The 26,843-nt window shown below is 58.3% G+C and carries 36 protein-coding genes, 1 tRNA gene and 1 pseudogene; 24 read left to right on the forward strand and 14 right to left on the reverse strand.

Annotated elements, in window-relative coordinates; translation table 11 throughout:
• The 8 genes from HII33_RS06820 (at window position 1) to HII33_RS06855 (ending at window position 3,731) form a co-directional block, all read left to right on the forward strand.
• Window positions 1-192, forward strand: a complete 192-nt coding sequence (locus tag HII33_RS06820) for a hypothetical protein (RefSeq protein WP_179395062.1) — start codon at window positions 1-3, stop codon at window positions 190-192.
• A gap of 58 nt (window positions 193-250) precedes the next feature.
• The gene (locus HII33_RS06825; RefSeq protein WP_179395063.1) at window positions 251-625 is read left to right on the forward strand and encodes a hypothetical protein; all 375 of its coding nucleotides are present in this window, start codon (window positions 251-253) and stop codon (window positions 623-625) included.
• Window positions 618-845, forward strand: coding sequence for a hypothetical protein (locus HII33_RS06830; protein ID WP_179395064.1), 228 nt, complete (start codon window positions 618-620; stop codon window positions 843-845). Before HII33_RS06825 ends, HII33_RS06830 begins: the two co-directional genes overlap by 8 nt.
• A complete protein-coding gene (locus HII33_RS06835) occupies window positions 835-1,107 on the forward strand; it encodes a holin (protein WP_179395065.1) in 273 nt (90 codons plus the stop codon). The genes HII33_RS06830 and HII33_RS06835 overlap by 11 nt, the downstream gene beginning before the upstream one ends.
• The gene (locus tag HII33_RS06840) at window positions 1,104-2,180 is read left to right on the forward strand and encodes a GH25 family lysozyme (protein ID WP_179395066.1); all 1,077 of its coding nucleotides are present in this window, start codon (window positions 1,104-1,106) and stop codon (window positions 2,178-2,180) included. The genes HII33_RS06835 and HII33_RS06840 overlap by 4 nt, the downstream gene beginning before the upstream one ends.
• Before the next feature lie 155 nt (window positions 2,181-2,335).
• A complete protein-coding gene (locus HII33_RS06845) occupies window positions 2,336-2,767 on the forward strand; it encodes a hypothetical protein (RefSeq protein ID WP_179395067.1) in 432 nt (143 codons plus the stop codon).
• An 11-nt stretch (window positions 2,768-2,778) separates the two neighbouring features.
• Window positions 2,779-3,315: a hypothetical protein gene (locus HII33_RS06850; protein ID WP_179395068.1), complete on the forward strand. Its 537-nt coding sequence runs from the start codon at window positions 2,779-2,781 to the stop codon at window positions 3,313-3,315.
• Window positions 3,312-3,731, forward strand: a complete 420-nt coding sequence (locus HII33_RS06855) for a hypothetical protein (protein WP_179395069.1) — start codon at window positions 3,312-3,314, stop codon at window positions 3,729-3,731. The genes HII33_RS06850 and HII33_RS06855 overlap by 4 nt, the downstream gene beginning before the upstream one ends.
• Window positions 3,732-3,842: 111 nt before the next feature.
• Here HII33_RS06855 and HII33_RS06860 read toward each other — a convergent pair whose 3' ends face one another.
• The 3 genes from HII33_RS06860 to HII33_RS06870 form a co-directional block, all read right to left on the reverse strand.
• Window positions 3,843-3,986, reverse strand: a complete 144-nt coding sequence (locus HII33_RS06860; protein WP_179395070.1) for a hypothetical protein — start codon at window positions 3,984-3,986, stop codon at window positions 3,843-3,845.
• Between the two features lie 45 nt (window positions 3,987-4,031).
• The gene (locus tag HII33_RS06865) at window positions 4,032-4,352 is read right to left on the reverse strand and encodes a phage infection protein (protein WP_179395071.1); all 321 of its coding nucleotides are present in this window, start codon (window positions 4,350-4,352) and stop codon (window positions 4,032-4,034) included.
• Between the two features lie 62 nt (window positions 4,353-4,414).
• Complete coding sequence (locus tag HII33_RS06870) at window positions 4,415-4,621, reverse strand: hypothetical protein (protein WP_179395072.1); 207 nt, start codon at window positions 4,619-4,621, stop codon at window positions 4,415-4,417.
• 427 nt (window positions 4,622-5,048) lie between these two features.
• Between HII33_RS06870 and HII33_RS14000 the strand changes: the two are divergent.
• Window positions 5,049-5,120, forward strand: a pseudogene (locus tag HII33_RS14000) (glucose-6-phosphate isomerase); the annotation flags it as partial.
• 192 nt (window positions 5,121-5,312) lie between these two features.
• Here the strand turns inward: HII33_RS14000 and HII33_RS06875 are convergent.
• Window positions 5,313-6,191, reverse strand: coding sequence for a DNA/RNA non-specific endonuclease (locus HII33_RS06875; protein WP_343036846.1), 879 nt, complete (start codon window positions 6,189-6,191; stop codon window positions 5,313-5,315).
• Window positions 6,188-6,853, reverse strand: coding sequence for a sunset domain-containing protein (locus tag HII33_RS06880; protein WP_179395073.1), 666 nt, complete (start codon window positions 6,851-6,853; stop codon window positions 6,188-6,190). The genes HII33_RS06875 and HII33_RS06880 overlap by 4 nt, the downstream gene beginning before the upstream one ends.
• A 177-nt stretch (window positions 6,854-7,030) precedes the next feature.
• On the opposite strand from HII33_RS06880, the gene HII33_RS06885 reads away from it, so the two are divergent.
• A complete protein-coding gene (locus HII33_RS06885; protein WP_179395074.1) occupies window positions 7,031-7,939 on the forward strand; it encodes a Gfo/Idh/MocA family protein in 909 nt (302 codons plus the stop codon).
• 63 nt (window positions 7,940-8,002) lie between these two features.
• Here HII33_RS06885 and HII33_RS13900 read toward each other — a convergent pair whose 3' ends face one another.
• Window positions 8,003-8,128, reverse strand: coding sequence for a hypothetical protein (locus HII33_RS13900; RefSeq protein WP_281362248.1), 126 nt, complete (start codon window positions 8,126-8,128; stop codon window positions 8,003-8,005).
• 55 nt (window positions 8,129-8,183) lie between these two features.
• On the opposite strand from HII33_RS13900, the gene HII33_RS06890 reads away from it, so the two are divergent.
• Together HII33_RS06890 and HII33_RS06895 are read left to right on the forward strand one after the other, a co-directional pair.
• Window positions 8,184-8,651, forward strand: a complete 468-nt coding sequence (locus tag HII33_RS06890) for a nucleoside deaminase (RefSeq protein WP_179395075.1) — start codon at window positions 8,184-8,186, stop codon at window positions 8,649-8,651.
• A gap of 135 nt (window positions 8,652-8,786) precedes the next feature.
• Window positions 8,787-10,664: an OPT/YSL family transporter gene (locus tag HII33_RS06895; protein WP_179395076.1), complete on the forward strand. Its 1,878-nt coding sequence runs from the start codon at window positions 8,787-8,789 to the stop codon at window positions 10,662-10,664.
• Window positions 10,665-10,965: 301 nt separating this feature from the next.
• Here HII33_RS06895 and HII33_RS06900 read toward each other — a convergent pair.
• A tRNA-Glu gene (locus tag HII33_RS06900) sits at window positions 10,966-11,037 on the reverse strand.
• A gap of 134 nt (window positions 11,038-11,171) precedes the next feature.
• Between HII33_RS06900 and HII33_RS06905 the strand changes: the two genes are divergently transcribed.
• The gene (locus HII33_RS06905) at window positions 11,172-11,504 is read left to right on the forward strand and encodes a DsrE family protein (protein WP_179395077.1); all 333 of its coding nucleotides are present in this window, start codon (window positions 11,172-11,174) and stop codon (window positions 11,502-11,504) included.
• A 37-nt stretch (window positions 11,505-11,541) separates the two neighbouring features.
• Here HII33_RS06905 and HII33_RS06910 read toward each other — a convergent pair whose 3' ends face one another.
• The 4 genes from HII33_RS06910 to HII33_RS06925 all read right to left on the reverse strand — a co-directional run bounded on the left by HII33_RS06910 (window position 11,542) and on the right by HII33_RS06925 (window position 13,644).
• Window positions 11,542-12,060, reverse strand: coding sequence for a hypothetical protein (locus tag HII33_RS06910; RefSeq protein ID WP_179395078.1), 519 nt, complete (start codon window positions 12,058-12,060; stop codon window positions 11,542-11,544).
• A gap of 48 nt (window positions 12,061-12,108) precedes the next feature.
• Complete coding sequence (locus tag HII33_RS06915) at window positions 12,109-12,744, reverse strand: TMEM175 family protein (RefSeq protein WP_179395079.1); 636 nt, start codon at window positions 12,742-12,744, stop codon at window positions 12,109-12,111.
• Entirely contained in the window at window positions 12,741-13,217 is a 477-nt protein-coding gene (locus HII33_RS06920) for an AAA family ATPase (RefSeq protein ID WP_179395080.1), read from the reverse strand. The genes HII33_RS06915 and HII33_RS06920 overlap by 4 nt, the downstream gene beginning before the upstream one ends.
• A gap of 64 nt (window positions 13,218-13,281) precedes the next feature.
• Complete coding sequence (locus HII33_RS06925; protein ID WP_179395081.1) at window positions 13,282-13,644, reverse strand: ArsR/SmtB family transcription factor; 363 nt, start codon at window positions 13,642-13,644, stop codon at window positions 13,282-13,284.
• Window positions 13,645-13,772: 128 nt separating this feature from the next.
• Between HII33_RS06925 and HII33_RS06930 the strand changes: the two genes are divergently transcribed.
• From HII33_RS06930 to HII33_RS06955, 6 genes are all read left to right on the forward strand, one after another.
• Window positions 13,773-14,231 (forward strand): cadmium resistance transporter, encoded by a 459-nt coding sequence (locus HII33_RS06930; RefSeq protein ID WP_343036847.1) that lies wholly within the window; start codon window positions 13,773-13,775, stop codon window positions 14,229-14,231.
• A 239-nt stretch (window positions 14,232-14,470) separates the two neighbouring features.
• Window positions 14,471-14,962, forward strand: coding sequence for a nucleoside 2-deoxyribosyltransferase (locus tag HII33_RS06935; protein ID WP_179395082.1), 492 nt, complete (start codon window positions 14,471-14,473; stop codon window positions 14,960-14,962).
• Between the two features lie 62 nt (window positions 14,963-15,024).
• On the forward strand, window positions 15,025-15,729 hold the full coding sequence (locus HII33_RS06940) for a deoxynucleoside kinase (protein ID WP_179395083.1): 705 nt from the start codon (window positions 15,025-15,027) through the stop codon (window positions 15,727-15,729).
• Between the two features lie 133 nt (window positions 15,730-15,862).
• A complete protein-coding gene (locus tag HII33_RS06945) occupies window positions 15,863-16,339 on the forward strand; it encodes a phage tail protein (protein WP_179395084.1) in 477 nt (158 codons plus the stop codon).
• Window positions 16,340-16,452: 113 nt separating this feature from the next.
• A complete protein-coding gene (locus HII33_RS06950) occupies window positions 16,453-17,448 on the forward strand; it encodes a hypothetical protein (protein ID WP_179395085.1) in 996 nt (331 codons plus the stop codon).
• 335 nt (window positions 17,449-17,783) lie between these two features.
• Entirely contained in the window at window positions 17,784-19,007 is a 1,224-nt protein-coding gene (locus HII33_RS06955; protein ID WP_179395086.1) for an IS110 family RNA-guided transposase, read from the forward strand.
• Window positions 19,008-19,399: 392 nt separating this feature from the next.
• On the opposite strand, the gene HII33_RS06960 is transcribed toward HII33_RS06955, so the two are convergent.
• Both HII33_RS06960 and HII33_RS06965 read right to left on the reverse strand, forming a co-directional pair.
• Window positions 19,400-20,314 (reverse strand): SPFH domain-containing protein, encoded by a 915-nt coding sequence (locus HII33_RS06960; protein ID WP_179395087.1) that lies wholly within the window; start codon window positions 20,312-20,314, stop codon window positions 19,400-19,402.
• A 66-nt stretch (window positions 20,315-20,380) separates the two neighbouring features.
• Window positions 20,381-20,569, reverse strand: a complete 189-nt coding sequence (locus HII33_RS06965) for a hypothetical protein (protein ID WP_179395088.1) — start codon at window positions 20,567-20,569, stop codon at window positions 20,381-20,383.
• Window positions 20,570-20,866: 297 nt separating this feature from the next.
• Between HII33_RS06965 and HII33_RS06970 the strand changes: the two genes are divergently transcribed.
• The gene (locus HII33_RS06970) at window positions 20,867-21,496 is read left to right on the forward strand and encodes a GH25 family lysozyme (RefSeq protein WP_179395089.1); all 630 of its coding nucleotides are present in this window, start codon (window positions 20,867-20,869) and stop codon (window positions 21,494-21,496) included.
• Window positions 21,497-21,579: 83 nt separating this feature from the next.
• Here the strand turns inward: HII33_RS06970 and HII33_RS06975 are convergent, their stop codons facing one another.
• Window positions 21,580-22,128, reverse strand: a complete 549-nt coding sequence (locus HII33_RS06975) for a MarR family winged helix-turn-helix transcriptional regulator (RefSeq protein ID WP_179395090.1) — start codon at window positions 22,126-22,128, stop codon at window positions 21,580-21,582.
• 252 nt (window positions 22,129-22,380) lie between these two features.
• Between HII33_RS06975 and HII33_RS06980 the strand changes: the two genes are divergently transcribed.
• The 4 genes from HII33_RS06980 to HII33_RS06995 all read left to right on the forward strand — a co-directional run bounded on the left by HII33_RS06980 (window position 22,381) and on the right by HII33_RS06995 (window position 26,838).
• On the forward strand, window positions 22,381-23,166 hold the full coding sequence (locus HII33_RS06980; RefSeq protein ID WP_179395091.1) for an ABC transporter ATP-binding protein: 786 nt from the start codon (window positions 22,381-22,383) through the stop codon (window positions 23,164-23,166).
• Window positions 23,159-24,826 carry an ABC transporter permease gene (locus HII33_RS06985; RefSeq protein WP_179395092.1) on the forward strand — a complete coding sequence of 556 codons (1,668 nt, stop codon included), beginning with the start codon at window positions 23,159-23,161 and terminating at the stop codon, window positions 24,824-24,826. The genes HII33_RS06980 and HII33_RS06985 overlap by 8 nt, the downstream gene beginning before the upstream one ends.
• A gap of 141 nt (window positions 24,827-24,967) precedes the next feature.
• A complete protein-coding gene (locus tag HII33_RS06990) occupies window positions 24,968-25,819 on the forward strand; it encodes a VOC family protein (RefSeq protein WP_179395093.1) in 852 nt (283 codons plus the stop codon).
• Between the two features lie 32 nt (window positions 25,820-25,851).
• Window positions 25,852-26,838, forward strand: coding sequence for a serine hydrolase domain-containing protein (locus HII33_RS06995; protein ID WP_179395094.1), 987 nt, complete (start codon window positions 25,852-25,854; stop codon window positions 26,836-26,838).
• Window positions 26,839-26,843: the final 5 nt, after the last annotated feature.

Here is a 26,843-nt window from a genome sequence, read left to right on the forward strand (position 1 = left end):
ATGGTAGTAGACGTATCGGCGATGGCAGAAATTTATGCTTCACAGGTGCTCGCAGCAAGCAAGGCGGACAAAGAGAAGACTTTTGACCAGCTCATGGATGAGATGGTGCCTGGCATCCTGCAAGCAAAGGTGCGCGCTTTTTTCGGAGACGCCGTAGAGAGCGACGCCGACAAGGCATCTGCACAGCAATAATGATCGGGCTGGCCTTCGTGGTCGGCCTTTTGCTTTAGACGAAAAGAGGTGAGGAACATTGCAAAACATTAGAAAACACCCAACGCATTTCGTGCTGGGTGTCGGAGTAGTTGCCATTGGCTTCTGGCTGATGGCTAATGATCACTTTTTCATGTGGCCACCAGAGGCTGTCGGGATTTTCAACGATGACGTCTGGGGGTCATTTTTCGTACTAGACGGAGTTGGGTTGATGATCTGGGTCGCAGATGAGGGACGGTCAATTGCGTGGAATCGTCGACTGCTGACAACTACGGCAGGCATGATGGCATTTCTGACCGCCCTGCAGTTTCTCACGTGGGTAGCAACCGGCCGCTATATGAGCTGGATCAGCAACGCCATTATCACAGCCTTCGTGCTAATTCTAAGCCGAGGGAGTGATACACGCGATGAGTAAAGACTTGCATGATCTGATGATTGCGTTCGCACCATATATCGCCGCTATCATCTCGGCTGGCATTGCCTACCTGAGCTATCGGGAGAGCAAACGCAAGACGAAGCACGACGAACTGGGTGATCTGGTTGACCGATACGCGGCCGATAACGATCGGCTGCGGAAAGAGAACAGCGAGCTCCAAGATGAGCTAGAAAAGGAGAGAAACTCGAATGGAAAATGAATTATTGCAGCTAACTGTGATCGCGGCCATTATTGCTCCGATCACAGCAGCCCTGGTGCAGGGTATTAAGACGGCTAGTGGCATCAGTGACAAGCTCAACATCGTTGTGAGCCTGCTGGTTGGGATTGCCCTGGCAGGCCTGTGGTCGTTGACCTTTGGCCACATCGATCAGATCGGCCCGTACCTGATGGCCGGCATGCTGTCGGGGCTGTCGGCATCGGGACTGTATGATCTGACTAAGCAGAAGGGGGAACCAAAATGACAAACTTTTTCGTAGCAGATGTGTCGTCTCACGATACGATCGATGCCGCAGCACTGCCCCAGATTGGCGCTGTGATCATCAAGGCAACGCAGGGCACAACCTACGTCAACCCGAAGTGTAACGGCCAGTACGCCGCAGCCAAGGCCGCGGGCAAGAAGCTGGGTCTGTATCACTACGCCAGTGGCAGCGACCCGGTGGCCGAGGCCAACTACTTTATCAGTAACATCAAGAACTATGTTGGGGAAGCGTTGCTGGCCATCGACTGGGAAGGCTACCAGAACGCGGCATACGGCAAGAACGCCAACTGGGTCAAGCAGTTCGTGACACGGGTGCATGAGCTGACCGGTCAGTGGTGCTTGCTGTACACCGGGGCAGACGGGGCGCGCGAGTGTGCGAACGTCAAGGATCTGTGCGGCCTGTGGTTCGCTGGGTACCCGTACTACCCTGGCACCAAGAAGATGTACCCGACTTTCACCGTTCCGACAAAGTTCCCGTATTCGACTGCACCGTGGCCAACCTATACGTTGTGGCAGTTCACGTCCAGCGACGGGACGAAGGATATGAGCATCTCGAACATGCCGCTTGAAAGCTGGGAAAAGTTCATCGGTAAGGCGATTGCACCCGTCCCAAGTCCGGTGCCAACGAAGACGGTTGCTCAGCTTGCAGCCGAAGTGATCTCGGGCAAGTATGGCAGTGGCAATGCGCGCAAGGCGGCCCTGGGATCGCAGTACGCCGCAGTGCAGGCCGAGGTCAACCGCCAGCTCGGGGCTACTAGTAAGCCCGCAGCGCCGAAGCCCGCCCCGGCGCCGACCGGCAAGAAGGCCGGTGTCTGGTACGCGCAGAACGGCACCTTCACCCTGGGCGCCAACCAGCAGATCTGGCTGCGCTCGGCACCACTCACTGGCCAGAAGATCGCACTGATGCACTCAGGTCAGGAGATCAAGTACAACGCCTACGGTTACTTCAATGGCTACGTCGTCATTCGGCAGAAGCGCGCGACTGGCTACGGCTACATCGCGACCGGGACCGCATCTGGCACGAAACGGACCTCGTACTGGGGGAACTTCAAGTAGGCTCATCAATCTTGGCTCACTCTACTTCGGTAGGGTGGGCCTTTTTTTGTGCGCTCAAAAATAATCCGATAAAATGTATTAAAGAGGGTTGCATTTAGTCCGAGAAGTCGTATTATATTGAGTGTAGAGATGATCAAAGCCGAGGAGGAAACACCATGAGCAAGCTTACTAAGAAGGAACGTCAGATCCGTATCGCAGGCCGCGTAATGCGCGCGGCACACTTGGTTGCTCGTCGCCTCAAAGACCGCTTCGGTGACTATCAGATCGCGTTCACATTCGCCATTCGCCTGGCTTGGAAAGTCGCTCGCGAAAACAACGGCCACGTTGACGGCACTAGCCTGCTCACGCAAGCGAGTCTTGAGCTTGTCCCAGATAGCGTTGCAGGCGTACCAGCGTGGGTCATCAACAAAGACCTCATCGGCTTTGACGCCCGTCGTGTGTTTTTCTACACAGAGAGCACCAAAGTTGTTCGCGAAACCGAAAAAGCAAAGCAGATCACCTTTCACATTCACGACACCGAAAACGGTGAAGACTGGCACGGCGACATCACCCTCTGGGTGGGCAAGAGCATCATGGTCAAAGACTAGGAGGAAAAATAATGACACACAAGACCTACATCACAAAAGCGGAAGACTTCTACAGGAGCGTGTCGGCACCAGACGCTGATCCAAAGCCGCTCGCCGAGTGGGCGGAGACGGCGAACCCGACCCACTTCGCGATCGTAACTGCTAGCGGGGCGGTGGTCGGCGAAGCCCTGTATCGAGGCCGTCGCGATCGTCGGGTGGCGTACGTCGACAAAGCGACGGCGAAAAAGTACGGGGTCATTCACGAGGTGCTGGATATGGCCATGGGCGACATCAGCAAGGTGATCGGTGAGCCGGTCGTAGCTGCCAAGGCATCGCTGTTCAACGCGGCGCGGTCGGCCGGGCTGCTGGACGCCTATCTCGATAAGTTCGAGCTGACGCGCTACAAGCTCGAGAAGGCTACGGGGATCAACGCGTCCACGTGGCAGAACGTCAACGAGAAGCCCTTGTCACAGTGGAAGGTCGGTCAGGTGCAAACCTTAGCCGACACGGTCGGAAAGTCGACGCGCGTGGTGATGAGCGAGCTGGAGAAAATGGAGGATGAAAAATGAAGCACACAACAACGCAAAAACTAGATGGTGTTCAGATCGACCGCTACGACTTCACACTGCCAGGTGAGATTTTTGACAAGTATGGTGATCGCGAGGGCAACGCGATTCTGATGGGCAAGACTGATAAGCCCCAGAGCGCATACCTGGCCGACATTCTGGCCGATGCGATCGGTGAAGGGTGGGGCGACCTGATTCTGCTCGATCAGGGGTTAGACTTTGCCAAGGGCCGCCCGGGGATCCTATCTCTGGCGATCGAACGCGCACTTGACCACTTTGACTTGGCGACCGATGCAGACTTTGATCTAGACGACACGCAGCTCGTGATCGCGTCAGACGGGCCAGCATACGTCAAAATTATTCTCGGAGAGGCGTACGCCGATAAGTACGCCGTCGAGATCAAAACAGTAGACTTTTAAGCGGTAGTGCTACCAGACGAACTAGTGTATGATAGTTGTGTTCCCCGCGATGCGGGGGTGATCCATGTTGTAATGTTGTGTGCATGGTAGTCCCCGCGATGCGGGGCTTTTTTATGCAAGTATTTGTTTAATGAACACCGTTTCCGCATGCTCCGCGGAACCGCACTCAATCGAATCAACGCCGCCTAGCTCTATTGTGTATACCACGGTGCCGATCAGCAACACCGCGAAGTCAGGACCAACAAAAACCGCCATGCGATCACCTCCTGATGAGATTACGCATAGCGGTATTTTTTTCTGCTACTGGACTGCATACGGAATCACTTGCACGCTGCGGATCCTGCCGATTGGTATGGCGACGCCCGTGTCGAGCACTAGGCTGTCGTGACCGTTGGATCCCATGACCTTACCCTCCACGACTGGATAGAGGTTAAGGTTGGGATCGATGTCGGTCGACTGGACTTGCACAGTCTCTTTGGAGGTGTACGCGCGGTTGAGCGTGGCACGTATCTCCCCCTCAGCCATTTTCGGAAGCACGGGGACACCGGCGGCCTCTTCGCGTGCCTGGCGTTTGAGCGCCGCGATGTGGTCGGAGATGAGAAACCCGCGCCATTTTAGCATCCCGCGATCCTCGTACTCAGTCCGAAAAAACTGATCCACTCGCCGGATATACTCTGCGCCGGTCATGCCGCAACACCCGGCACGGCCAGTGTGAGCGCCACCTGTTCGTCGATCGTCAGCGGGCGACCGATCACGCGGGGCAGATCGTCCAGCAGTTTGGCCGCCTCTAGCATGCCGACAGTTTCACCGCGATGCTGGAGCTTGACCATGCCGCGGCCAGCGCCCCTGCGGCTGATTGTATACTCGTCAATCTGAATAGGTAGTTTCATGATAATCACCTCGCCATTAATTATACGAACGTACGTTCTGTTTTGCAATCAAAAAATGGCAGGAAGCACATAAGCGACCGCGGCTTCGATCGGGTCTAGCCTGTGTCCTAGTGCTTGGGGCAAGATAGCGGGGAGCCACTTATCTGATAGGATGACAGGAATCTGAGCAATACAAATTAGATCACCCGCTCGCTGACGATATATTTCAAGCATGGAGGGGTGGATTGGATTGATCCTGGCTAGGCAGTTGCTGATGATAATTTGTGAGTCCATGAGTCCTCCTAAAAAGTGCGAAAAGGGCGGTTCAGTTTTTGGTTAAGTCAGGACGTGATGAGAGCAACCATTGGAACTCGTGAAAATGTTAAAAACGTTGCTACTAAGGGATTACCAGTCTTAACCACTACCTCGAAAATATCCGTCGGACATGAAGAACATGTTTGCCCTTCTCGGCCGGCCTGGCTATGAAGACATGACCAAGGAACTGAACGCACGCCTGTAAGGCCGCGTGACGCGCTACCGCCGGCCCTGTGGCCAGCCGGTGGCGTGTTTTTTTGCACCGGCACCACCACAAAGCACCTGTCTGAATGGCTGAGGGTAGCCATTCAGACAGGTGCTTTGTGGTTAGACCTGGATTCGATCGGTGGTCATCGGGATGCGGGGGGGGCACCCTGGTCATTCAGCGCAACGCCGATCAGTTGGCGGTGCTGGTCCCATCCGCGTAGTTGATCGTATAACCGGCTTCAACGTTGAAAATATAGACGTTGAAGCGGATCGTATTGTCACCGATCGACTGGGCACGCATCTGAACACCGCGGGCCACAAGGTCGTTGCCACGGTAGATCGGGCGGACTTGGTAGCGAACGAAGTGGTGCGCATCTGCCTTCAGGTAGGTCGCAATGTCCATCTCGTGGGCCAGCATCAGCGGATTGTTCAGCGACTGCGTGCCGGTGATGAGGTTCTTTGGGTTATTGTTCTCACCAGAAAGCTGGAATCCGATCAGGTGGCTACGGTTGTACAGCCAGCCGTGCGCAGTGCGCTTGTTGCGCCAGCCGGTCGGGTCCCAGGTCAGGCCTTCACGCTTATCGGTCGGCATCAGGGCCGTGCTGAGCAAGGCGTTAGCGGCCACAGCGCGGTTCAAGCCGTCGAGGTCGGTGTAGGCCTCCCAAGCGCCTTTGGCCGTGCTGAGTTCTGCCGTGGTGAACCCCGGTGCGTTGTTCGCGACAGGGATCTCTTGTTGACCGGCAAAATTCATCGCCGCGAGCTTGGCGGTATCGGTGGCGGCAGCGGGGCTGGCGGTACTAGTCGGCGCTTTCGCCGAGTGCGTGGTCTTGGCCGTTGGTGCTGACTGCGCCGCCGATTCAAGGGCGGCGATCTGCTCGGTTTCGGCTTGAATGGTCGCTTCCACGTCATCGACCTGGTCAGCGAGTGTGCGATTCTGCTCAGTCGCGGTCTTCAGTGCTGAGGTCATCTGGCGACGTGGGCTCGGTTCGGTTGCTTGTTTGGGCTGACTGCAGCCGCTAAGCATCAGCGCGGTGACGAAGGCGAGGCCCCACAGGTAGCGGCGGCTCATCGGAGCGCCTTTCGGTAGCCCGCGGCCCGGGCTTCAGCTTCACTGTTGAAGTACACTGCGTTAGCCGAATTCATGCGGTAACCCGCTTGACCGGGGACGTGGTAGATGTGCGAATTACGGTTGCCGACGATCTTCCCCGTGGCGGCGGTGTTCATGTCGCCGCGGTTGGTCACAGCGTGCCCTTGGCTGCTGGCGGCGCGCTGACTAGCCGCGCGCTGGCTGGCTGCCCGTTGGCGGGCAACCGCGGCAGAGGAGCTGGCCGCCGCGGCTTGGACCTTGGCCGTTGAGGCGGCCTGAGCGGCCTTGGATGAGGCGACGGCGGCGCTTGAGGAAGCCGCCGCGGCTTTAGACGACGAAGCGGCCGCTTCGGCGCTGGACTCAGCGGCGGCTTTGGACTCGGCCGCGGCCTGCTCGGATTCGAGGGCCGCCCGCTTCTTCTTCAGCGATTCAGCTTTCGCTTCTTTGGCCGCCAGCGCCTTTTTGAGGCTGCTGTGCTTGGCCTTCAGGCGCTTGGATTCCGCGCGCTGGGCTTGCGTGACCTTCGGCTGGTGATCCGCCTGGGCATGGTCGTCGGCGCAGCTGGCCGCCCCAGTGAGGAGCAAGCCAAGTGCGAGAACCAAGAGCGGTCGCTGCCATCGCGACCGGTGGTGATGTGTCAACATGATAATTCCCTCCCATTTTTCAACTCATTCTTATTATTGAATATTCTGCGGACGATTGCTAGACTTAATTAGGTAACCGTTTACACTAATTAAAACTGAAGCTGATGAGCGGCCTTTGCCCCCGTCGCGGCGCTGTGCTAGTGTTAAAGTAAACTATGATGGAATCAGGTGATCGCAATGTTGAGTGTTGGTGTGATCGGATTGGGCAATATTGCCCAGAAGGCGTATCTGCCGGTGTACGCGCAGATGCAATCGGAGGTGCAGTGGTACCTTGAGAGTCGTGACCTGGCGAAGGTCACACGGGTCGCTAACCAGTTTCATATGGTTGCCGCAGGGACAGACCTTGCGGCGCTGGATGGGCTTGCGCTCGATGCCGTGATGATCCATTCGGCCACGTCCGTGCACTATGAGCTGGTCAAGCACTTCCTTGAACGGGATGTGAACGTGTTCGTCGACAAGCCGTTGGCGATGGATCAAGCGCAGGTCACGGAGCTGTACCTGCTGGCCACCCAGCACCGTAAGCTACTGACGGTCGGGTTCAATCGCCGGTTTGCGCCGCAACTTCAGACGCTGGTGGACCTGCCGAACAAGAATCTGATCCAAGTGACCAAAAACCGTGTTGCAGATCCCCAGGAGCCGCGCGAGGCGATCTTCGACCTGCTGATCCACCCCTTGGACACCGCGCTGGCGCTAGCTGGTTTTCCTGAAGACCCGAAGGCACGCTACGCGATGCACCTCGATGATGACGGGAACGTGGAGCAGGCGAGCGTGACCTTCACGGCCGCTGGCGTCCGGGCGGAAGCGGCGATCAACCTAGTGGCGGGGACGAACCTGGAAGAGGCGACCGTTGTGACGACAGACGGCCTCTACCGGGTGCAGGACCTCAGTACGCTACAAGTGTACCAAGGGACGGCTGTCACCACGCAGCCGGCGCCAGACTGGCAGCCGACGCTGGAGACGCGCGGGTTCGCGCCGATGATCCGGGCCTTCCTGGCGGCGGTGGCGCACGCTTCGGACAACCCGGTCGCGCCGCAGACGAGCCGATTGACGCACACGGTGCTGACAGATATGGCGAAGCGGCTGTAAGCGTCCGCTGCTGCGGGCGGGGATCGCGAGAGACAAAAAAAGCGCCGGGCGACCGGCGCTTGGCTAACGAGCCTTGCTCTTAAGGATGGTGAGGACCCCGCTGGCGAGCGCCATCGCGCCGCTGGCGATGGTCAGCGCACCAGCCACGGTGGTGATGATGCCCAGTGGGCGCGTCGTGGTTTTGGCCATGCTCAGACCTCCTGTCTTATTAACGCTATTGTACGCTGAAAGGAAGGCGAATGAAATGTATCAACGAGACTTCATGCAACAAGCGATCGACCAAGCCAAGATGAACCTGACGACGAACGAAGGCGGCCCATTCGGCTGCGTGATCGTCAAGGACGGTCGGGAGATCGCCGCGGCGCACAACCGCGTGCTGGCGGGGCACGATGCCACCGCACACGGTGAGGTGGAAGCGATCCGCGCGGCTGGTGCACAGCTGGGCACGCACGACCTGAGCGGCTGTGAGCTGTACACGAGCGCCATGCCGTGCCCGATGTGCCTGAGCGCGATCATCTGGGCGAATATTCAGGTCGTGTACTACGGCAATAGTGCGCAGGATGCTGCGGCAATCGGGTTCCGCGATGCGGCGATCTATGACTTCATCGATCACGGTCTGCAAGGGGACACGCTGACGCTGAGTCAGCATGATCGTGAGTTGACGCTGCCAACGTTCGAGGCATACGCGGCGCAATCAAAGCAACTTTATTGATCGTAAAGATACATCCAGGTGACTGGGTGTATTTTTTTTACCATTACAGGTGTTATATGTAGTCATCGGTCTTATTACCATGATAGGCTATAACTAAACAAAGTTAAGTAATCATTCCGATAAGGGGGAACTCATATGGAAAAGCCTATCAGTATACCCAAAGCCAAGGCCGATCCCACTGCGAAGAGTAAAGTGGGGAGTACCATCGTTCTCGGCGTGGGGATCATACTTGCGATCTTATTTGCAGCGTCGACTGCCTACTCAGGGATGAAAGCGGGGCTCACAGTCGCCGCCGGGATCCCCGGGGCGATCATCGGCTCCGCGGTCATCCGCGCCTTTGCCCGGCGTCAAGGGTACGCCGGAACGAACGAAATGCAGGGGATGGCGAGCGGTGGGGAAACCATCGCCAGCGGCATGATCTTCGTGCTGCCGGCCGTGCTGTTGATCGGTGCGGACATCAACTTCTTCGAAGCCGTCCTGGTCGGGACGATGGGGGTCCTGTTCGGGATCGGCACCGCCGCGATCGTGGAGAACCACTTGATCATCGCGTCTAAAGACACCCTGGTGTACCCGGAAGCGATGGCGATCGCCGAGACCATCCGGGCGAGTGCAAACGGTGGCCAGGGGCTCAAGATGATGGCCTCGGGCTTCGGGATCGGTGGGTTCTTGACCATGATCACCGGCTCGATGTTCGGCTGGGTCAACAATCATTTTGTGATGTATGGGGCCAAGGACTTCAAGTGGAAATTCGAGCTGGAAGTCAACCCACTGCTCGCCGGGATCGGTTTTATCGTTGGGATCCAAGTCGCCTTGACGATGTTCGCGGGCTCGATCCTGGCCAACTTCGCGGTGGTCCCGCTGATCGGGTACTTCACTGACATGGCGCATGGGTCAGCCGTCCTCTGGAATAATTCAGACGCCGCGATCCGGGGACTGGCCTTCGACGGGATCGCAGGCGGGTACATTCGCTATCTCGGCGCCGGCATGATGCTGGCCGGCGGGATCATCGGTGCGCTGCGGCTGATCCCGGTCATCGGGCGTTCCCTGAAGGCCACGCTTGGCGGTAACGAGAAGAAGTCCAAGTTCGGGATCATGCTGCTAGTGTTCTCGATCGTGGCGACGCTGGTCCTCGGGAGCATTTTCTCCGGTAACCTCTTGATCGGGGTGATCGGTGGGGGCTTGGCCATGCTGCTGGCCTTCGTCTTCGTGGTGGTGGCGGCGAACCTGACCGGGACGCTGGGCACCTCCAATCTGCCGGTCTCGGGGATGACGATCGCCTCGTTGGTCCTGCTCACGTTGCTGTTCGTTGTGATGGGTTGGACCTCTAACTTCGACACGCGTTCGCTGCTGTTGCTGGCGACCTTCGCGGTGACCGCGATCTCGACTGGTGGGGGCTACACGCAGACGCAAAAGGCGACGGCACTGATGAACGCCGATCGGCCTAAGATGCAACGTCGCTTCCTGCTTGCCGGGGTACTGGGCACGATCACCGTCGTCGGCGTCATCGTCTTGCTGGCCAACCAGCTGGCCGATGTGTCCGAAAACGCCGCGTTCGCACTCCCACAGGCGAACTTGATCGCCACGCTGACCAGTGGAATCATCACGGGTAAGCTGCCCTTCACGATCATCATTATCGGTGCGGTCATCGGGGTGGTGCTGCACCTTCTGAAGTTGCCTGTGATGACCGTGGCGATCGGGTTCTACCTGCCGATGGCAACCACGGCGATCATCCTGGTCGGGGCGCTGCTGCGGCTAGCGGTCGAGGGCAAGAACAAGGAAGCCAACGCCGAACGGGTCCAAAACGGGGTCAGCCTGTCTTCTGGCTTAATCGCCGGCGGCTCGATCATCGGCCTGGCGGGGATCTTGCTCTCCGTCTTCGGAGTGCTGGAACACGGTACACCGACGGGCTTCTTGGCCAGCAACGCGGCGCCAGCGATCCTGCTGGCCGGGCTGGCGATCGCGATCCTCTGGGTACTGCGCAAGAAACCCGCAACAACACGCGCGAAGGAATAACGGGCTTGCTGATCGCGAGCCGGGCACGCTGAACGTCGGCGTGCTTTTTATGTGGGTTTACACGATCGACACCGGATCTTTACACAAAAGCGGTCAAGGCGATACAATCGACGCTTAAGCTGACCTTGAAAGGTGGTGAGCGCAATGGCTTGGTGGCAATGGCTCTTGTTGATCGTCGGTGCCCACGGGCTCACCTTGTGGGCGATGTGGGGCAAGGCGACGCGGCTGACCCGCAATGGGTGACCACACAGACGTCTGAAGGACAAAAAAACCGCCGCATCAACGATGCGACGGTTCTAGCTCACCCGTACGGGATTCGAACCCGTGTTTTCGCGCTGAGAACGCGACGTCTTAACCCCTTGACCAACGGGCAATGTTCGTAACAAGAACAATAACTATTATACAGGAATCCCCACGCGCGTCAACTGTCTGGACAAAAAAAGTTGTTTCGCCCTAACTTGACAGGGGCCCCGCGTGGCGCGACACTGAGGGCAAGGAGGGATCGTGATGAAGGTGATTTTCCATCTCAGTGAACCATCACGCTGGGCAGCCACGCTCAGCAACATCCCAGCGTTGCTTCAGCAGGCTGAGCGCGCCGGCGTCGTCGCCCACGCCGAGCTGGTGATCAACGGGGACCCAGTCGTGCAGGCCCAGCAAGGCAGCGAGATCGACTTGAGCGGACTGATCGCGGCGGGGGTCACGGTGGCAGCGTGCGGCAACGCATTGCGTCAGCGTCAGATCGATGCGGACACTTTGCAGCCCGGCGTGATCGTGGTGCCTTCGGCCATGTTCGAGTTAGCGCAGCGCCAGCTCGATGGGTACGCGTATATCAAACCGTGAGACTAAAAAAGACGCAGATGCGTCTTTTTTAGTGAGTTCAGTACTGACCGAGGTTGGCCTTGAGGGCCGTCAGTGCCTCAGTGCCGTTGAGGGCCTTGTATTCCTGGTAGGCCTTGACCCAGTCCCCAGCTGCCACCGCCTCCCGGACGCCTTGCAGGTCCGAGTTGGCGAACAACAGCTTGGCGGCCGCGTTGGCTTGCTCACTGCTGGCCCCGACCGATGTGCGCAGCAGGTCCGCCATCTTGGTCTGGTCAGACGCAGCCGCCACGATCGTGCTCATCTTCGTCGCCTTGAGGGTGCTGGCGGCCGATTCGATCTTGGCGTCTGTGCTGCTGTCACCGGTCTTACGGGCTTCGATCTGCTTGACCAGCTCGTTTTTGACGGCGGTGTCAGCCGGCGTGTCATTGCCGGTCACGTTGCGGACCGTGTTGTTGAGCTGCGGGAAAAAGACGAAGCCAAGCCCTCCGGCGACCACCAGCAGGATCAAGACCGTGGCGAGCACCTTGGGCCAGCGCTTCTTGCGTTTTTGAAATGAGAGTCGTCGTTCACGTCGCATGTGTGTGCCTCCTTAGTTGGTCTCAGTATACCGCAAAAACGTGAAGATTTATGGGTGATCCTTTTTTTGTGTGCCCAGGTGGATCACCTTGGAGAAGCGCAGGTAGGCGATGAAGTGGAAGAGCACTCCGGCCACGAGTAGGATGCCGGCCAGCAGATTCGAGACGCACGTCGCGATGGCCGACAGCAGGTAGATCGTCACGCTGCGGGCCGGATCCATGCGGATGCGGCTGTAGTGCGCCTCGATCCCGGTGAAGGACTGCAAGCTAGGGTGCCGCTCCAGGTAGCGGTAGAGGATCAAAAAGGACAGTGAGATCCCAAGCGCAACGGCATCGTACACGATGAAGGCGACCTGGATGTCGCCGGGGTCACCGTTGGTCAGCGCTTCGATCAACAGGACCATCGCGTAGTTGACCAGGGTGACGGTGAACAGCACGAGCAGATTCAAGAGGTTGAGCGTCCGGTTCGTCTTGCGGACATACTGGAAATAGTCGTGATGGAACAGCCAGCTCGTGCCGACGTAAAAATACGACAGGTCATACATCGCGAATAGCGGGGCCTGCCGCGAGATCAGGTGGCTGATCGTCCCGGGCGCGAGGGTCGTCGGTTGAAAGTCCAAGATCAAGATCGTTAACAGGATCGCGAAGACGCCGTCGCTTAAGGCGTTGACCCGGTCTTTGCTCATCTGCCCACCGCCTTTCGGATACGCGCGAGGTTGGTGGTGACGGGGCGGTCACTAAGTCGGATGTCCGTCGGTCCCAGCTGGTCTGTTGGGCGCCACCAACAGCGTAGGTCGACTTCTGAGAAGTGTCGTGGTGCGTTGCGCACGACCGTCAGCGCGAAGGGGAGATCGAGGTAGTAGACGAAGGCGCGCGCACCGAAGCGTTCGATCGCGCGTTGAAGCATTGCGCCGTACACATCGCGGCGGAGGATCCCTTCCACGATGGTGATCGGGTAGAATTGGCGGCCAAAGTCGATCAGATCGGCGATCAAATCAACTGCGTGGGTCCCGGCGTGGTCGCCAGCGTGAAGGACGTGACGGCGCAAAACGTCTTGTTGAAGCAGTAAGGCCTCCTCGCCGTAAGCTCGCGCCAGCGCGTCGGCTAACGTTGTCTTACCACAACCGGAGTTGCCGCGCAGTAGGATCAAAGTGGGCATATGCTCGCCTCCTTCAAGGTTGGGCTTATTATGCGCGCTGGCCGGTGACGGTGCAAGTTCGCGGCTAGTCCCCGTGACGTTGGCCCCGCACAACGTGATCGGTGTGTTCGAGCATCTCATTGATCACATCAAGGATGTGGGGGTCGTCCAACCGGTAGTAGATCGTCGTGCCTTCACGGCGGTTGGACACGAGCTGGTGCGCGCGCAGGGTCGCCAGCTGGTGGGAGACCACCGACTGACGCAGCCCGAGCGCCTGCTGCAGTTCACCGACGTTCAGCTCACGCGCCGCGAGCAGGATCAGCATCTGCAACCGCGTCGCGTTGCTCAGGAGCTTGAAGATCTGCTCGGATTCGGCGAGCTGTGCCGGCTTGATCTGGTGTTGCGATTCTGACAAGACGTTCGCTCCTTTATATGTTACACTCGACATATTATGACTGAGGTGACGGCCTACTTGGCGACCAGTCTCGACTACCTCATCATTTTGATGATTATTTTTGGGACCGTCAAGCCCAGCGACCGTCACCTCGTCTATTGGGGGACTTGTTGGGGACCGGAGTGCTGATCGCAGTCAGCTGGTTCATCGCGTTCGGGCTCAAGCATGTGCCGGCGACCTGGGCGTTGGGTCTGCTCGGTGTGATCCCGATTCTCATGGGGCTACGGCTGGCCGTGGTCGGTGAGTCGGAAGACGCCGACGAAGTGTCTAGCCGTCTTCGGCCGCAGACCAGCCTGAGCTTGAATGTTGCGTTGATCACGATCGCGACGTGTGGGGCAGATCATATCGGAGTCTACGTGCCGCTGTTCGCTCAGCTGTCTGGCGGGCGGCTCGCGGTCGTTCTCCTGACGTTTGGGGTCATGCTGACTGTTTTTTGTGGCCTAGGGGCGCAGCTTGGGCGACGTCCGTTGGTCGTTAAGTTGCTGGAACGGTGGGGACGGTGGTTGATGGCGGCGGTCTACATCGGGATCGGCGTGGTCATCCTGGTTGAAAGCGGCGCACTGGCGCACTGGTTCGCGTGAGTATTCCGCGAACACTACATCATGTGTTTGGCCTTGGCCATAACACCTGTATCTGGTAGATTCAAGTCTTTACTTTCGCTAACGAGTCTTTGATAATGGACTCAGGCCGCTGCAACGCATGGGTGGCGATTTTTTGGTGTGATCGGCGATGAGAAATGCGCTAAGGCGTTCAATAAACGTTCGGTTTCTGGTATTATCAAACATGGCGGTCTTGCGACTGGCCATTGGAGGAGGCACTCATGACAGACAAAACCAAGCAGCGGCTCCCGCTAACTAAGATCTATCTCGGCAGTCCGTGGTTCAACCCTGCGCAACGTGCGCGGGTCGAAGCCGCCAAGGCCGCGCTGGACGCGAACGATACCGTCGCGATCGTGCACTTTCCCTTCGACTGGGAGTACCACGATGAGGTGGTCACGGAAGCGCAGATGACGCGCTTGTGGATCGATGCGACGTACCAAAATGATCTCTCTGCCATGGCCACTGCGGACTGTGGAGTCTTTCTCTACGATCTCGATGACGAGGATCCGGGCTGTGCGTTCGAGATCGGGTACCTGCGTGCACTACATAAGCCGGTCGTCTTGGTCCCCCTGGCGCAAGACCTTTCCGATAAGAAGTTAAACCTAATGCTCGCGGCGGGGACCACGACCTTCGTGGCGTCCATTGACGCGTTACGCGAGTTCAACTTCAACCACATGCCAAGCGAACCCGATCACCCATTCCCGGTGTTCTAGGTCGCTGTGTTTCGTTCATTCAACGCGGGCAACGCCCGCGCATCAGTCAAAGGAGAGTTCGTATGATCTATATTCTCGGGAGTATCGGGGCCGGCAAGACGTCCTTGACGCGCTTATTATCTGAAGACTTGGGGACGCCCGCTTACTACGAGGACGTTGAAGGCAATGGCATGATCGCCAACATGCTCAAGAAGTTCTACGATGCAGGGGCAGACAGTCGCAAGACGACCGGCACGATCTTGCAGATCGCGTTTTTGACCTTCCGGTACCAGCAGCTGAAAAAAGCGATCATGCAGGAAAATGCGGTGATGGATTCGTCGCTGGAGTCGGACTTCGTGATGGCCTCGCAACTGCATAAGAATGGGGAGATCGACGATGTCGACTTCAACATCTACGTCACGCTAAGCCAGGAGATGCAAAGCAACGTCAATGGGAGCCCGTGGAACGGGATGCCGGACTTGGCCATCTACCTGCAGATCGACCCCGACCACGAGATCGAAGAGATCCAGGGGCGCGGCCGGGAGATGGAGGACATCCGTGACAAACCGGAGCTGATCGCGTATTACAACCGCGTCAACCAGGCTTACCGCGAGTGGGCCAAGGGCTACACGCGCTCCAGCATCATCACGATCGACCGCGACCAGTACGACTTTGTGAACGACAAGGCGCAGCGTAACGCGGTGCTCGATCAGATCGAAGGCAAGCTGGTCGAACTCGGAAAGCTGGCGCCCAAGCGCTTCGAGGCGATCCGAGCGGCACGCGCATGACCGACCGGCGAGGCAACTCGCCGGTTTTTGGTGTCCGTGGATCATGCGGGGCGGTTGCGGCGCGCGTGACGCTTGACGGCGGGCGGTGGGACCGGTATTGTAAACTTACAATATCAAAGTAGAAGGTGATCTGATGAGTTATCTTGTGGATTTTAAGGCGGTCAGCACGATCGGGCTGACCACGTCGCCAGTGGCGGATGCGCTGGCCGGGTTGCGCGCGAACGAAGCACGCTACTTCTGGACCAAGTATAAACAGCCGTTCGTGACTGAACCGGCCGCTGAGCACCCCGACGTGATCGCGTACGTGACGGCGATCTTGGCCGAAAAGGACTTGACGCTGACGGCCCGCCCGCTGGAAGTGGCGCAACAGCACGTCGAGGGTATCGTCTGGACCTACGTCTTCTATGAAGACGGCCTAGGGCTCAATGTGCTTTACACCCTCGAAGACGGAGGCAAGCGCGCCGTGGGACTGAAGCTCTCGGATGGCATGCCGATCCCAGAGGCGCTTGAAGGTCGCTTCAAGTTTGCGCACCAGAAGTCGAAGCTCGCCGGGGTGATCCGCGGGAGCTACTTCGTGATCAAGGGGACGTACGAGGCCCCGACGCTTTAAGGGCGATGCCAGGCGATGGCTAAGGCATCGCCTTTTTCTATATAAAAAATTGTAACATCTTGCATTTTTTATCGATTATGCGGTATTCTCCATTTTATAAGGAGTGACTGTAGATGAAAAAAATGATCGGGTGTCTGATGTTACTAGCCCTGCTGACGGGGTGCGGCCACGCAACCAAACCGGCCACGCCAAAAACGGATCGGGCGCAGTCGAGCGCGGCCGCTTCGCGCAAGCAAGCGGCCAAAAAGGCGGCGAGTGCCACAAGCGCAAGCCGAGTCGCGGCGAGTCGCGCCGCGGCGTCAAGCAAGGCGGCGTCAAGCAAGGCGGCGGCCAGTCAGGCGACGGCCTCGAGTCGGGCCGCCGTCGCCAGCCGGGCCCGCGCGGCGAGCCAAGCGGCCAGTCGCAAGGCGGTGGCCAGTAGTCAGGCCGCGGCCAGCCGGCAGGCGGCCGCAAGTACTGCCCGCCGTGCGCAAGCGTCAAGCGCGACCAGCAGCCGGACCACGGCACCGGCTGCGCGCACAACGACGCCAACGCTGGTGCAGCGTGTGGCCGCTAGCCCGACTGCGCAACACGCGTCTCAGATCGTGGCTGTTGTGGCCAGTGGCTCCTACGCGCGGGTCACGCTGTTGAACAAAACCGCCAGTGGCTGGCAACAGGTGTTAACCAGCAGTGGGCGCGTCGGGACCAATGGGGTCGGCAACGCCTATGAAGGCAGCCGACGGACCCCGATCGGTGCCTATCCGCTGACGCTCGCGTTCGGTCGCGGCGGTAATCCTGGCGCCGGCCTCCCATACCGCCAGATCACGGCGCATTCGTATTACATCTCGAACACGGCCGATCCACAGTACAACACGTGGCAGGAGCGCGCTAGCTCCAGTGCCAAAGATGAGCACCTGGCGGACTACGCGCAGTACCAGTACGCGATCGTGATCGGGTATAACCGCGGCGTCGGTGGGGGTTCTGCGTTTTTCCTGCACTGCAACGGGGCAGGGGCCACCGCGGGGTGCGTCTCCGTGCCGGCCAGCGTGATGCTGTCATTGATGCAGCGTATCCATTCGGGGGCCTATATCATCAATGCGACAAGCGAGGCGCAGTTGGCGCGGTTTTAGGCGGCCACGTGTGGTCCTAGCGGCAAACTAGATTGGGCCAGCGCTAACGGGAAGACAACCGGATCACATGAGAAAACAATCTAAGATTAGTTCCGGTAAGAACTGGTGAATTCTCCAGTTTCTTACCGGAATTTTCTTTTTGCTCGCTACACTGAAGATGAAGCTAAAATCGAACATAACCCAAGGGACTTCGAGTCCGTAACACAAAAGGATCTCCGTCATCTTCGTTGCGCAAATCTGGTTTAAGATCGTGGGCCTTCGAGGTCGTGTTTAGGAAATGAGTTACGAGAAGAAGATGCGGGCTAGCTTCACCAATTTAGAAAGGGAGTAATATTTTGTCCGATGTATTCGCATTGGATGTTTCTAAAGGTCACAGCTACGGTGTTTGGTACCGCGGTGACCAGTGTTTAAAGGAGTTCGAGTGTGTACACAACAAGCTCGGCTTCACTCAGCTTGACCAAATGCTCAAGCAAGCGGATGACCCGATCGTGTACTTCGAAGCCACAGGGATCTATTCACAGCCACTAGTACGCTTCTGCCAAGACCATCAATTACGGTATGGCCGCTTGAACCCGCTGGAGCTACACTTGCATTCAGAGAGTTTACGGCGCGTGAAGACCGACCAAAAGGATGCCCACAGGATCGCGCTATCTGTGACGCATCACCAGTATCGATTGACCACTCCGTGGACACCTGAATATGAGCAGTTACGCCAATTGAACCGCTTCTACCAACAAGTGATGGATGAGGTCAAACTAACGCGGCTAAAGCTATATACAGCCCTCCAACAGACTTTCCCCGAAGTCGAGCAACTGTTTAGCTCTCGCGTATCGAAGCTGGCACTAAACGTGATCCTTTTATTTCCACACCCAGCCTTTGTGCGGGGGATCTCACGTACTTGCTTAAAGAACAAGCTGATGAGTGAGACCGATAAGAAACTGTCTCAAGCCAAAGGCTTGAAGTACGCAGAGAAGTTGAGCGCCTTGGCCAAGGATAGCTATCCCGCCGCCGATTCGGACAGTGTCCAAGTCCAAGAAGTGCAGTATTATTGTCGGCAGTTGATCGAGTTGGTCAAGCAAGAAGACAGCTTACGAAAACAAATGACGAGTGTCGCAGAGAGACTGCCACAATTTCAGATCTATCAATCGATGCCTGGCATTGGGGCATTATCAGCCGCACAACTGGTCGGCGAGCTTGGCGATATATGTCGTTTTGATAATGCCAATCAAGTCAACGCATACGTTGGGATCGATCTGAATCGTTATCAATCTGGCAAGTACACACGACAAGACCATATCAATAAGCGGGGTAATCCTCACGCGCGTGCCTTGCTTTATCTGATCGTCAGAAACATGATCCGGCAAAAGGCCGCCGCGCCCAATCATATTGTCGATTATTACTACGAACTAAAAAACAACCCTATCCCGAAACGGGATAAGGTTGCCGTCGTGGCTTGTATGAACAAGACACTGAAATGCCTATATGCCATGGTAATGGCAGGCACTAAGTATCGTTACCGATACACGGACTCGAAGTCCACTATTAGCGCGGAGTCATAAGCTCCTACACCTGTATAGTAGTTCAATCCAGGTCGTTTTTAAAGGGGAAGTGAGGAGGTTTATTTAGCTTACCCAAAAAGTGACGACCATTTGCGGCCCACCCCACTAGTACCAAACCCTCAGCCTAAATACCTAAATCCAAGACCTAAGTTCAATACCTAAGTTCAAGACCTAAAACCTAGTTCAAAACCCTTGACTAATCGTAGGAAATCGGGTTGTGACATAACCCCTGGTGGCACGACTATTCCAGAACGTTACGTGCCATAACGCAACGCCCTAGCCATATAAGAGAGACCCCCTGCAAAACCTAAGTTCGGGTTTTTCAGGGGGTCTCTCTTATACTCTGGGCTAAAACCGCGTTATGGCACAGCCCCATTTGGTTAGCCGGTGGGTTATTTCTTGCCTGCGTTCAAGATCTGGCCGACCGCGGGGATCTGGCCCAGCGAATCGACCGCGGTGCTTGGCATCACGACCGTGTTGGATTGCCCCTTGGCAAGCGCTTCGAGTGCTTCGACGTTCTTGTACTTGAGGTACATGTCGCCGTTTTGTGCAAGGCCTGCGTTGATCGAGTTGATCTGGTCCTTGACCGCTTCGGCGATCAGACGCTGAGATTCCGCACGCCCTTGTGCTTCGAGGATCTGGGTCTGCTTGTTGGCTTCGGCTTGCAGGATGTCTGCTTGCTTTTCCCCTTCGGCCTTGGCGATCGCGGACTGCTTGAGCCCTTCGGCTTCCATGATGTTGGCTTCCTTCTCACGGGAGGCACGCAGTAATTTGTTCATCGATTCCTGGATGGTCTTGTCGACCTGGATGGAGTCGATGTTGACCCGGTCCACATTCAACCCGTAGCCCGCGGTGGTCGTTGCGATCTGCTGGAACAAGGTCTGGTTGATCGTCTCGGTGCCGTTGAGCACGTCGTTCAGGTCCATGTTCCCAATGATCCCACGCAGGTTCGCCCGTGTGTCTTGCACCATGGACAGCACGGAATCCTTGTTCTGGTAGACATACGCATTGACGTCGGTGATGTGGTACTTCAGGGTCTCGCTGATCCGCACGACCACGTTATCCTTGGTGATCACTTCCTGTTCGTCGACTTTCAGCGGGATCTGCTTCATGTTCACGATCTCGGTGATGCGGTAGATGATCGGCAAAACGACGTGGAAGCCTGGCTGTAGGGTCTGGACGTACTTCCCTAAGCGCTCAACGATCCCGACTTCCCCGGTGTGAATGATGGCAACGCTGCTCAGCAGCATGACGATCACGGCGATCACGACGATCGCGATCACTGCCCATAAGATAATCTGTCCCATAAAAAAACTCCTCCTTAGTTCCCGCGGTCACGCCACGGGGGCGGCCTGATGGTGCCTGGCTATGTTTTAGTATTGCAGATCGCGGTCTAAGCGGCGCACGCGCAGGCCTAACGCTTCTGCGCCGACGACGACCACGACCTCTCCCGGTAAGGCCTCATCCATGATGTGGAAGTGGTAATGGATGCCGTACAAGACGACATCGTCACCGGTCGCGGGAAGGGTGAACGTCGTGCCGATCAATCGCTCATCGAGCATGGAGCCACCTCCTGTCTACGCGGCACCCCGCGCTTACTTCCATGATAAGGCTTACCAAGGATTGAGACAATCATAATCCAATCCCCCCTAGGTGAATCAGTCCCGAGGCTGATTTTGGGGGTCCCCGGAAGTCTGACAAGCCAGGGGTCGCCACCGGGGGACTTTGCTCGTATAATAAACACCAAACCCGCAAAGGAAGTGATCGCGATCCGCCGTCGAGTTCGCCCGATCTACTCAGATACATATCCCAGACGCCGCCGGTGGTGGTGGACGCTTGCAGTCGTCGCGGTACTCGCCTTGATCGGCGCGGGCGGGTGGGGCTGGCACGTCTATCAGACGCAACACCGCGGGGCGGCGCGTTACCCAGTGCAAGGGGTGGTGCTGACACAGGCCGACGGGTATCAGGACTTCGGGGCTTTGCACGCGGCCGGGGTCGACTTTGCGTACCTCAAGGCGACGGAAGGGGCGAGTTATTTCGACGATGACTTCACGCCCAACTACGACCGCGGGATCGGCACCCCGGTGCGCATCGGGGTCTACCACTACTTTAGCTTTGATTCAACGCCGAGTGCACAGGCGGCCCATTTTTTGACCAAGGTGGGGCGGGACCTCGGTACGCTACCGATCGGGATCTATCTGACCTATTATGGACGTTATGCGGACGAGCCACCGGCGCCGGCTAAGTGGCGGCCAGCGCTTCAGACATTCATTACAACGATCCAGCGCGCGACGGGGAAGCGGGTCGTCCTGATGGGCAGTCAGTCTCTGCTGAAGCAATGCTCGACCGTTGCCCCTGACGCGCCGCGCTGGGTGATCGGTGCAACGCGTTGGCCGAGTGCCGACTATTGGCAGGATGGGGTCAAGCGCTTTGGCGGCTACACCGCCGTCGCGTTCACGGGTACAGTGGCTGCCTTTGCGCAACAATGATGACCACGCTAAAGGAGGGGAGACTGCGGTCTCCCCTCCAATGCGTTGAGTCGGGCTAGGTCAATTATGGGTATCCGGGTCGATCAAAAATGTGGCCAGTTGCCGGGGGTGAACCCCGGTCGGTCGAAACCGTGGCGAGGACCGTGCAGGTGCGCGAGGCGTTTGAAGTCGTCGATGTCAACGTCCGGCGCCTGGGCGTCGAGGCCAGCGGTCAACTTACGGAGCAAACCGGCGAGCTGCTGTTGTTCCGAGTCATCCAGACTGGCGAACAGCGCTTCGGACAGCTTATCCTTTTGGTCCCGCGAATCGGCGATCAGCGCGCGGCCCTGGTCTGTCAGCTGGATCAACGTGACCCGCTTATCGGTCGCGGATGGTTCGCGGGTGATCAGGCCGCTTGCCTCCAGCTTGCTGACCAAGGCGGAGACGGAGCTCGGCCGGATGTCGAGTGCGTCGACGATATCTGCATTCGTCAGTTCGCCTTGCGTCGCGAGCAGCCGCAGGACGCGCAGTTGACCGCGTTCTTGAGTGTGTGGCCCGTCGAGGCGTGAACTGAACACCGCGGCCTGCATGAAGCCGCGTTGTTGGAACAGGCGGCCAAAGAGGTTCAAAAGGGCTTGCGAATCGTGAGTCAAGAGAAGCACCTTCTTTGTCGATTTTAAGTTAGTTAGCATTAATTGAAGGCTAACTAACTTGGTTCAGTGTAATTGCTTAGGGCCTGGCTGTCAACCCTAACTAACATTTTTTTTGGTCCGGTCGACCAAAGCGTGTATACTGAGGACAATTCTAGCCGTGATACCGTTCACGATTGACATTCACGCCGTACGCGCGGCGTGAACAAGCGGCAGCGGGCGACGGTTGGCCCCGCAAGAAATGGAGGAGTAACGATGACACCCGCGATCAGTTTGTCACACATCACGAAGAACTTTGGCACTAAGGCGGTGCTCAAAGACGTCACGTTCAGCATCGACCCCGGCACGATCGTCGGGTATATCGGCCAGAACGGGGCAGGCAAAAGCACGACGGTCAAGATCATCCTCGGTCTGTTGCAGCAGACCAGCGGCACGATCGAACTGCTGGGTGAGCCGGTGCGACCGGACGACGCGAGCTACAAGCGGCACATCGGGTATGTGCCCGAAAGCGCCGACGTCTTTGAGGCGTTAACGGCGCGCGAGTACCTGACGCTGATCGGCCAGCTCTATGGGCTGTCTGAGCAGGCCGCTGGGGACAAGGCAGAGGCCTTGGCGACCATCGTCGGGCTCGGGCCGGCGTTTGATCGGCGGATCACCGCTTACTCGAAGGGGATGCGCCAGCTGGTGTTGATCATCGCCAGTCTGTTGCACGACCCGGATATCCTGTTTTGGGATGAGCCGCTGAACGGGCTGGATGCCAACACCGTCCTCGTGATCGAGGAGATCTTAGTCGAGCTCCGCAATCGGGGTAAGACGATCTTCTATTCGAGTCACATCATGGATGTCGTCCAGAAGCTGTCGGATCGGATCATTCTGCTCAACGATGGGGCGGTCGCTGCGGACGGGACCTTCCAGGCAATCACGCAGGGGGCCGACACGAATCTGCAGCAGCTGTTCAATGACTTGACCGGCTTTGCCGAGCACGGGGAAAAGGCTCAAGCGTTCGTTGATATCGTGACGGGAGGCGGCGCCGATGAATGAAGTGACGTTGCCCCGCAATCTGCGGTGGCTCCGATGGCTGCGGGGCGGTTTGCGCCGTGCAGGGGTCGACTTTAACCAGTTCGCGTTGATCGTCGCGGCCAAGTTTCAACTCGCCGCGCGTAGCACCAACGGCTTTGGGTTGAGCGGACGCCGTAAGAAGCCGACAGACGTCACGCACGCTTTGGCGACGACGTTTCTGGTCAATCTGCTGATCGGTGGGGTGGTCGCGCTGTTGCTACTCGTTCCGCTGCCGCTGTTGACCCAGCTGACGTTTTTTGACACGCTCCTGTTTTTCATGTTCTTCATGCAGATGCTGTCGAATTACTCCAGCCTGATCCTCGACCCGCGCGACCGGCGGATCTTCTCGGTGCGCGGGGTCGCGGATAAGACCCTCAATGCGGCGCGGCTGGCGGTCGTCGGCTACTTTTTGTTCGTCACGCTGGCGGCGTTGGCACTCCCGAGCCTCGGGGTCTTGTTGCTGCAACACGGCCCGCTTGTCGTGCTGGGTGCGGCACTCGGCAGCCTGCTTCTGGCGCTGTTCGCCTTCGTGCTATCGCTATTTCTCTACCTGCTCGTGCTGCGCTACTTCGATGGTGAACGCCTCAAAAATGGGCTGAACGTGATCCAGATCGGGTTAGCGATGCTCATGATGCTCGGCGGGCAGCTCCCGAATCTGCTAAACGCGGCGAATATCAACCTGAACCTCGACATGACGACCAGCCTGCAGTGGTGGTACGTTCCGGCGGTCCCGGTCTGGTTTGCCGGCCCGGCGCTGCTGCTTGGGGGGCAGGCGCTCCCACTGGCGTCGATGCTGACGGGTTTAGCGCTGGTGGTCACGGCCCTGCTGTTGTGGGCGTACGCAAGGCGGGCCGCGGCCTTCGAGCAGTACTTGGACAAGCTCGAACAGAGCTCGGATAAGCACCAGCGTCAGTCGGGGTGGTTCAAGCTGACGCGTCGGGTGCTGACTGCGACGCCTGAAGAGGCGACCTATTACACACTGGGCTGGCGCATGTTGCAGTCAGAGCGTGATTATAAGTTGCGCGTCTATCCCCAGTTGGCGTACGGGGTGATCCTCCCAGGGATCATGGCCCTCAGCCTGATCCGCGATCTGCCTTTGCGTCAAGCAGGTCCGTTCCTCTCCTATCTCGGGGTCGGACTGATCATTGGGCTGGCAACGGCCGTCTTCAACCTGGCGTTCTCGGCACACCCTGAGGCGATGACGCTGTTTCGCTACGTCCCGTTCCCGACGCACGGGCTCTTGTTGCGTGGCGTGGTGATGGCGATGACCGCGAAGCTGGTCTACCCGTTCATCCTGCTGATCGCCTTGGTGACCCTGCCGTTCAACGGGGCGCACGCGTTGACGGCGGGGCTGCTGGTCGCGATGCTCTGTACGCTCTGCAGCTTACTGTACGGGCGGATCTTGGTCGGCAGGCAGCTGCCATTCACGAAACAATTCACCGGGGATAAAGGGGCCCAGGGTGGTGCGATCGGTTGTGTGACCGCAGGGGTCAGCTTCATCTTGATCGCGCTGATCGTACTCGCAGGGGGCTTCTTGAATTCATACTGGTACGACATGGGCTTGTTGCTGGCCAGCGGGCTGGCTACTTGGTTGACGTGGCGGAGCTACCCTCAGGCGATCCACTATGAATTGACCCTATAAGACGCTAAAGACGGGTGCATGTGCACCCGTCTTGTTTATGTGCATGCCCAATGGTGATCAAGCCGATTACTCGCCAAGCCCACCAGGAGTGTGTATGCTGACCAAAACGGAAGTGTGCCGAATGTGTCGGGGGGGACAGAGATGGGATGGTTCGTGTTGAGCCCGCAGACGCGGGTGGGCTTCGTGGCGCTTCAGGTCCATGACCTGGCGCGGATGCGGGATTGGTATCATCAAGTCGTTGGGCTGACCGTGTTGCAGGATAACGGGGTGCGCGCACTGCTCGGGGTGGCGGGGAACCGGCATGTGCTGCTGAGCCTGACGCGTGGCGGGACGGTGGTCAAACGCACCCGCGCCGGCCTGGCCGCTTTCAGCTTCAGCGTACCGAACTGGCAGGTCTTGCTCGCGGTGGCGGCACAGTTGACCCGCGCCGGCGCCGAGCCTCTGGCTTGGCACCAGACCGGCTTTGCACAGGGCTTCAGCGCCCAAGACCCTGAGTTCAACGTCTTGCTCGTGGAATACGACCGCGGCACGCAAGTCGAAGTGACGCGCGGCTATGACTTCACGGACGGGGCGATGCGGCCGCTCAAGCCCCCGGCACGCCTAGCCCAGCCGGCTGGCGCGCTGACGGTCGGGACGCAGATCGGCCGCTTCGTCGTGCGAACGACTGCGGTGACGCAGACGGCGTGGTACCTACGGGCGGTGCTGGGATTCGTGCGGCAGCAAGAAGATGACAGCCAGGCGTTTTTGACGAACGGCGACGCGGTCCGCCACATCGGTTGGTCCGTGATCGAGGACTTGAAGGCCAAACCGCGGTTCGCGCGGCACACTGGCGTGCAGTATGTGAACCTGACGGTGCCGAATCAACTGGCTTTGACCCGCCTCTATGCGAACCTGCTGGAGGTCGGGTGGCACGATTTTCACTTCGATCCGGCCGCACATTATCTGATGGTCACCGGACCGAATCAGTTGACGCTGTGGTTTTCGATCCGTTGAACTCTGGTATACTGGGAGCGGGAAGTGACGCAATGAACGGATTAGAACGATTGCGCCCGCTGGTCTCGCGCGGCCTTGTGCCAGGCGTCAGCGCGGCGTGGCTACACGATGGGGTGGTCGAGCAACTGGTCCTCGGGCAGGCGCAAGTTGCACCGCAGCCAGCACCGCTCCACTCGGGGATGCTGTATGATGTGGCGTCCCTAACGAAGGTGATGGGTACGACGATGGTCTTTTTGCAAGCTTGGGCGGAAGGCCGACTGACCCCGGACACCCCGCTACGGGCGATCCTACCGGCGTTTCCGCACGCGACGACGTTTCGCCAAGCGCTGACGCATACCTCGGGTCTGGCGGGTTATATCCCGCACCGAGATACGCTCGCGGCGCCGGCGTTACAGACCGCCTTATTGACGCAGCTACAGGTGACAGCGGCCGTCGATCGGGCGGTCGTGTACCGCGATGTCAACCTGTTGCTGGTCGGATGGGCGCTTGAGAAGGTCTACTGTGCACCGATCCAGTTGCTGATCCGCCGGCGGGTCCTCAGCCCGCTGGGACTCATGAGCGCAACGTTCAATCCAGAAGCGGCGCGCTGTGTCCCGACGAGCTACGATGCGTTGACGCAGACCCTTAAGCGCGGGGTAGTGCACGATCCTAAGAGCGCGATCCTGGGCTGCCATTCTGGGGCGGCCGGGTTGTTTGCCAGCCTGCAGGACTTCGAGCGCTTTTCACAGCTCGCCTTTGACCCGGCACCGCCGCCTGCGTGGCCGGCGACCTTTGCGCAACTGCTGCAAGATCACACGGTCAATGGGTTGGGGCGCAGCCTCGGCTGGGACCTGCGGCGCGACCGCCACGACCGGATGTGGTTGTACCACACCGGGTACACCGGCACGTTTTGGCTACTGCAACCGGCGGTACACCAGGCGCTGATCGTGTTGACGAACCGGGTGCACCCAGTGGTCAATGACAACTTTTTGACTTGGCGAGACGAATTTATCGCGGATTTTATGAGAACGGTTGCTTAGTGTGT

It is taken from the genome of Lacticaseibacillus absianus, from assembly GCF_013407595.1.
In the GTDB taxonomy this organism is placed as follows: Bacteria; Bacillota; Bacilli; order Lactobacillales; family Lactobacillaceae; genus Lacticaseibacillus; species Lacticaseibacillus absianus.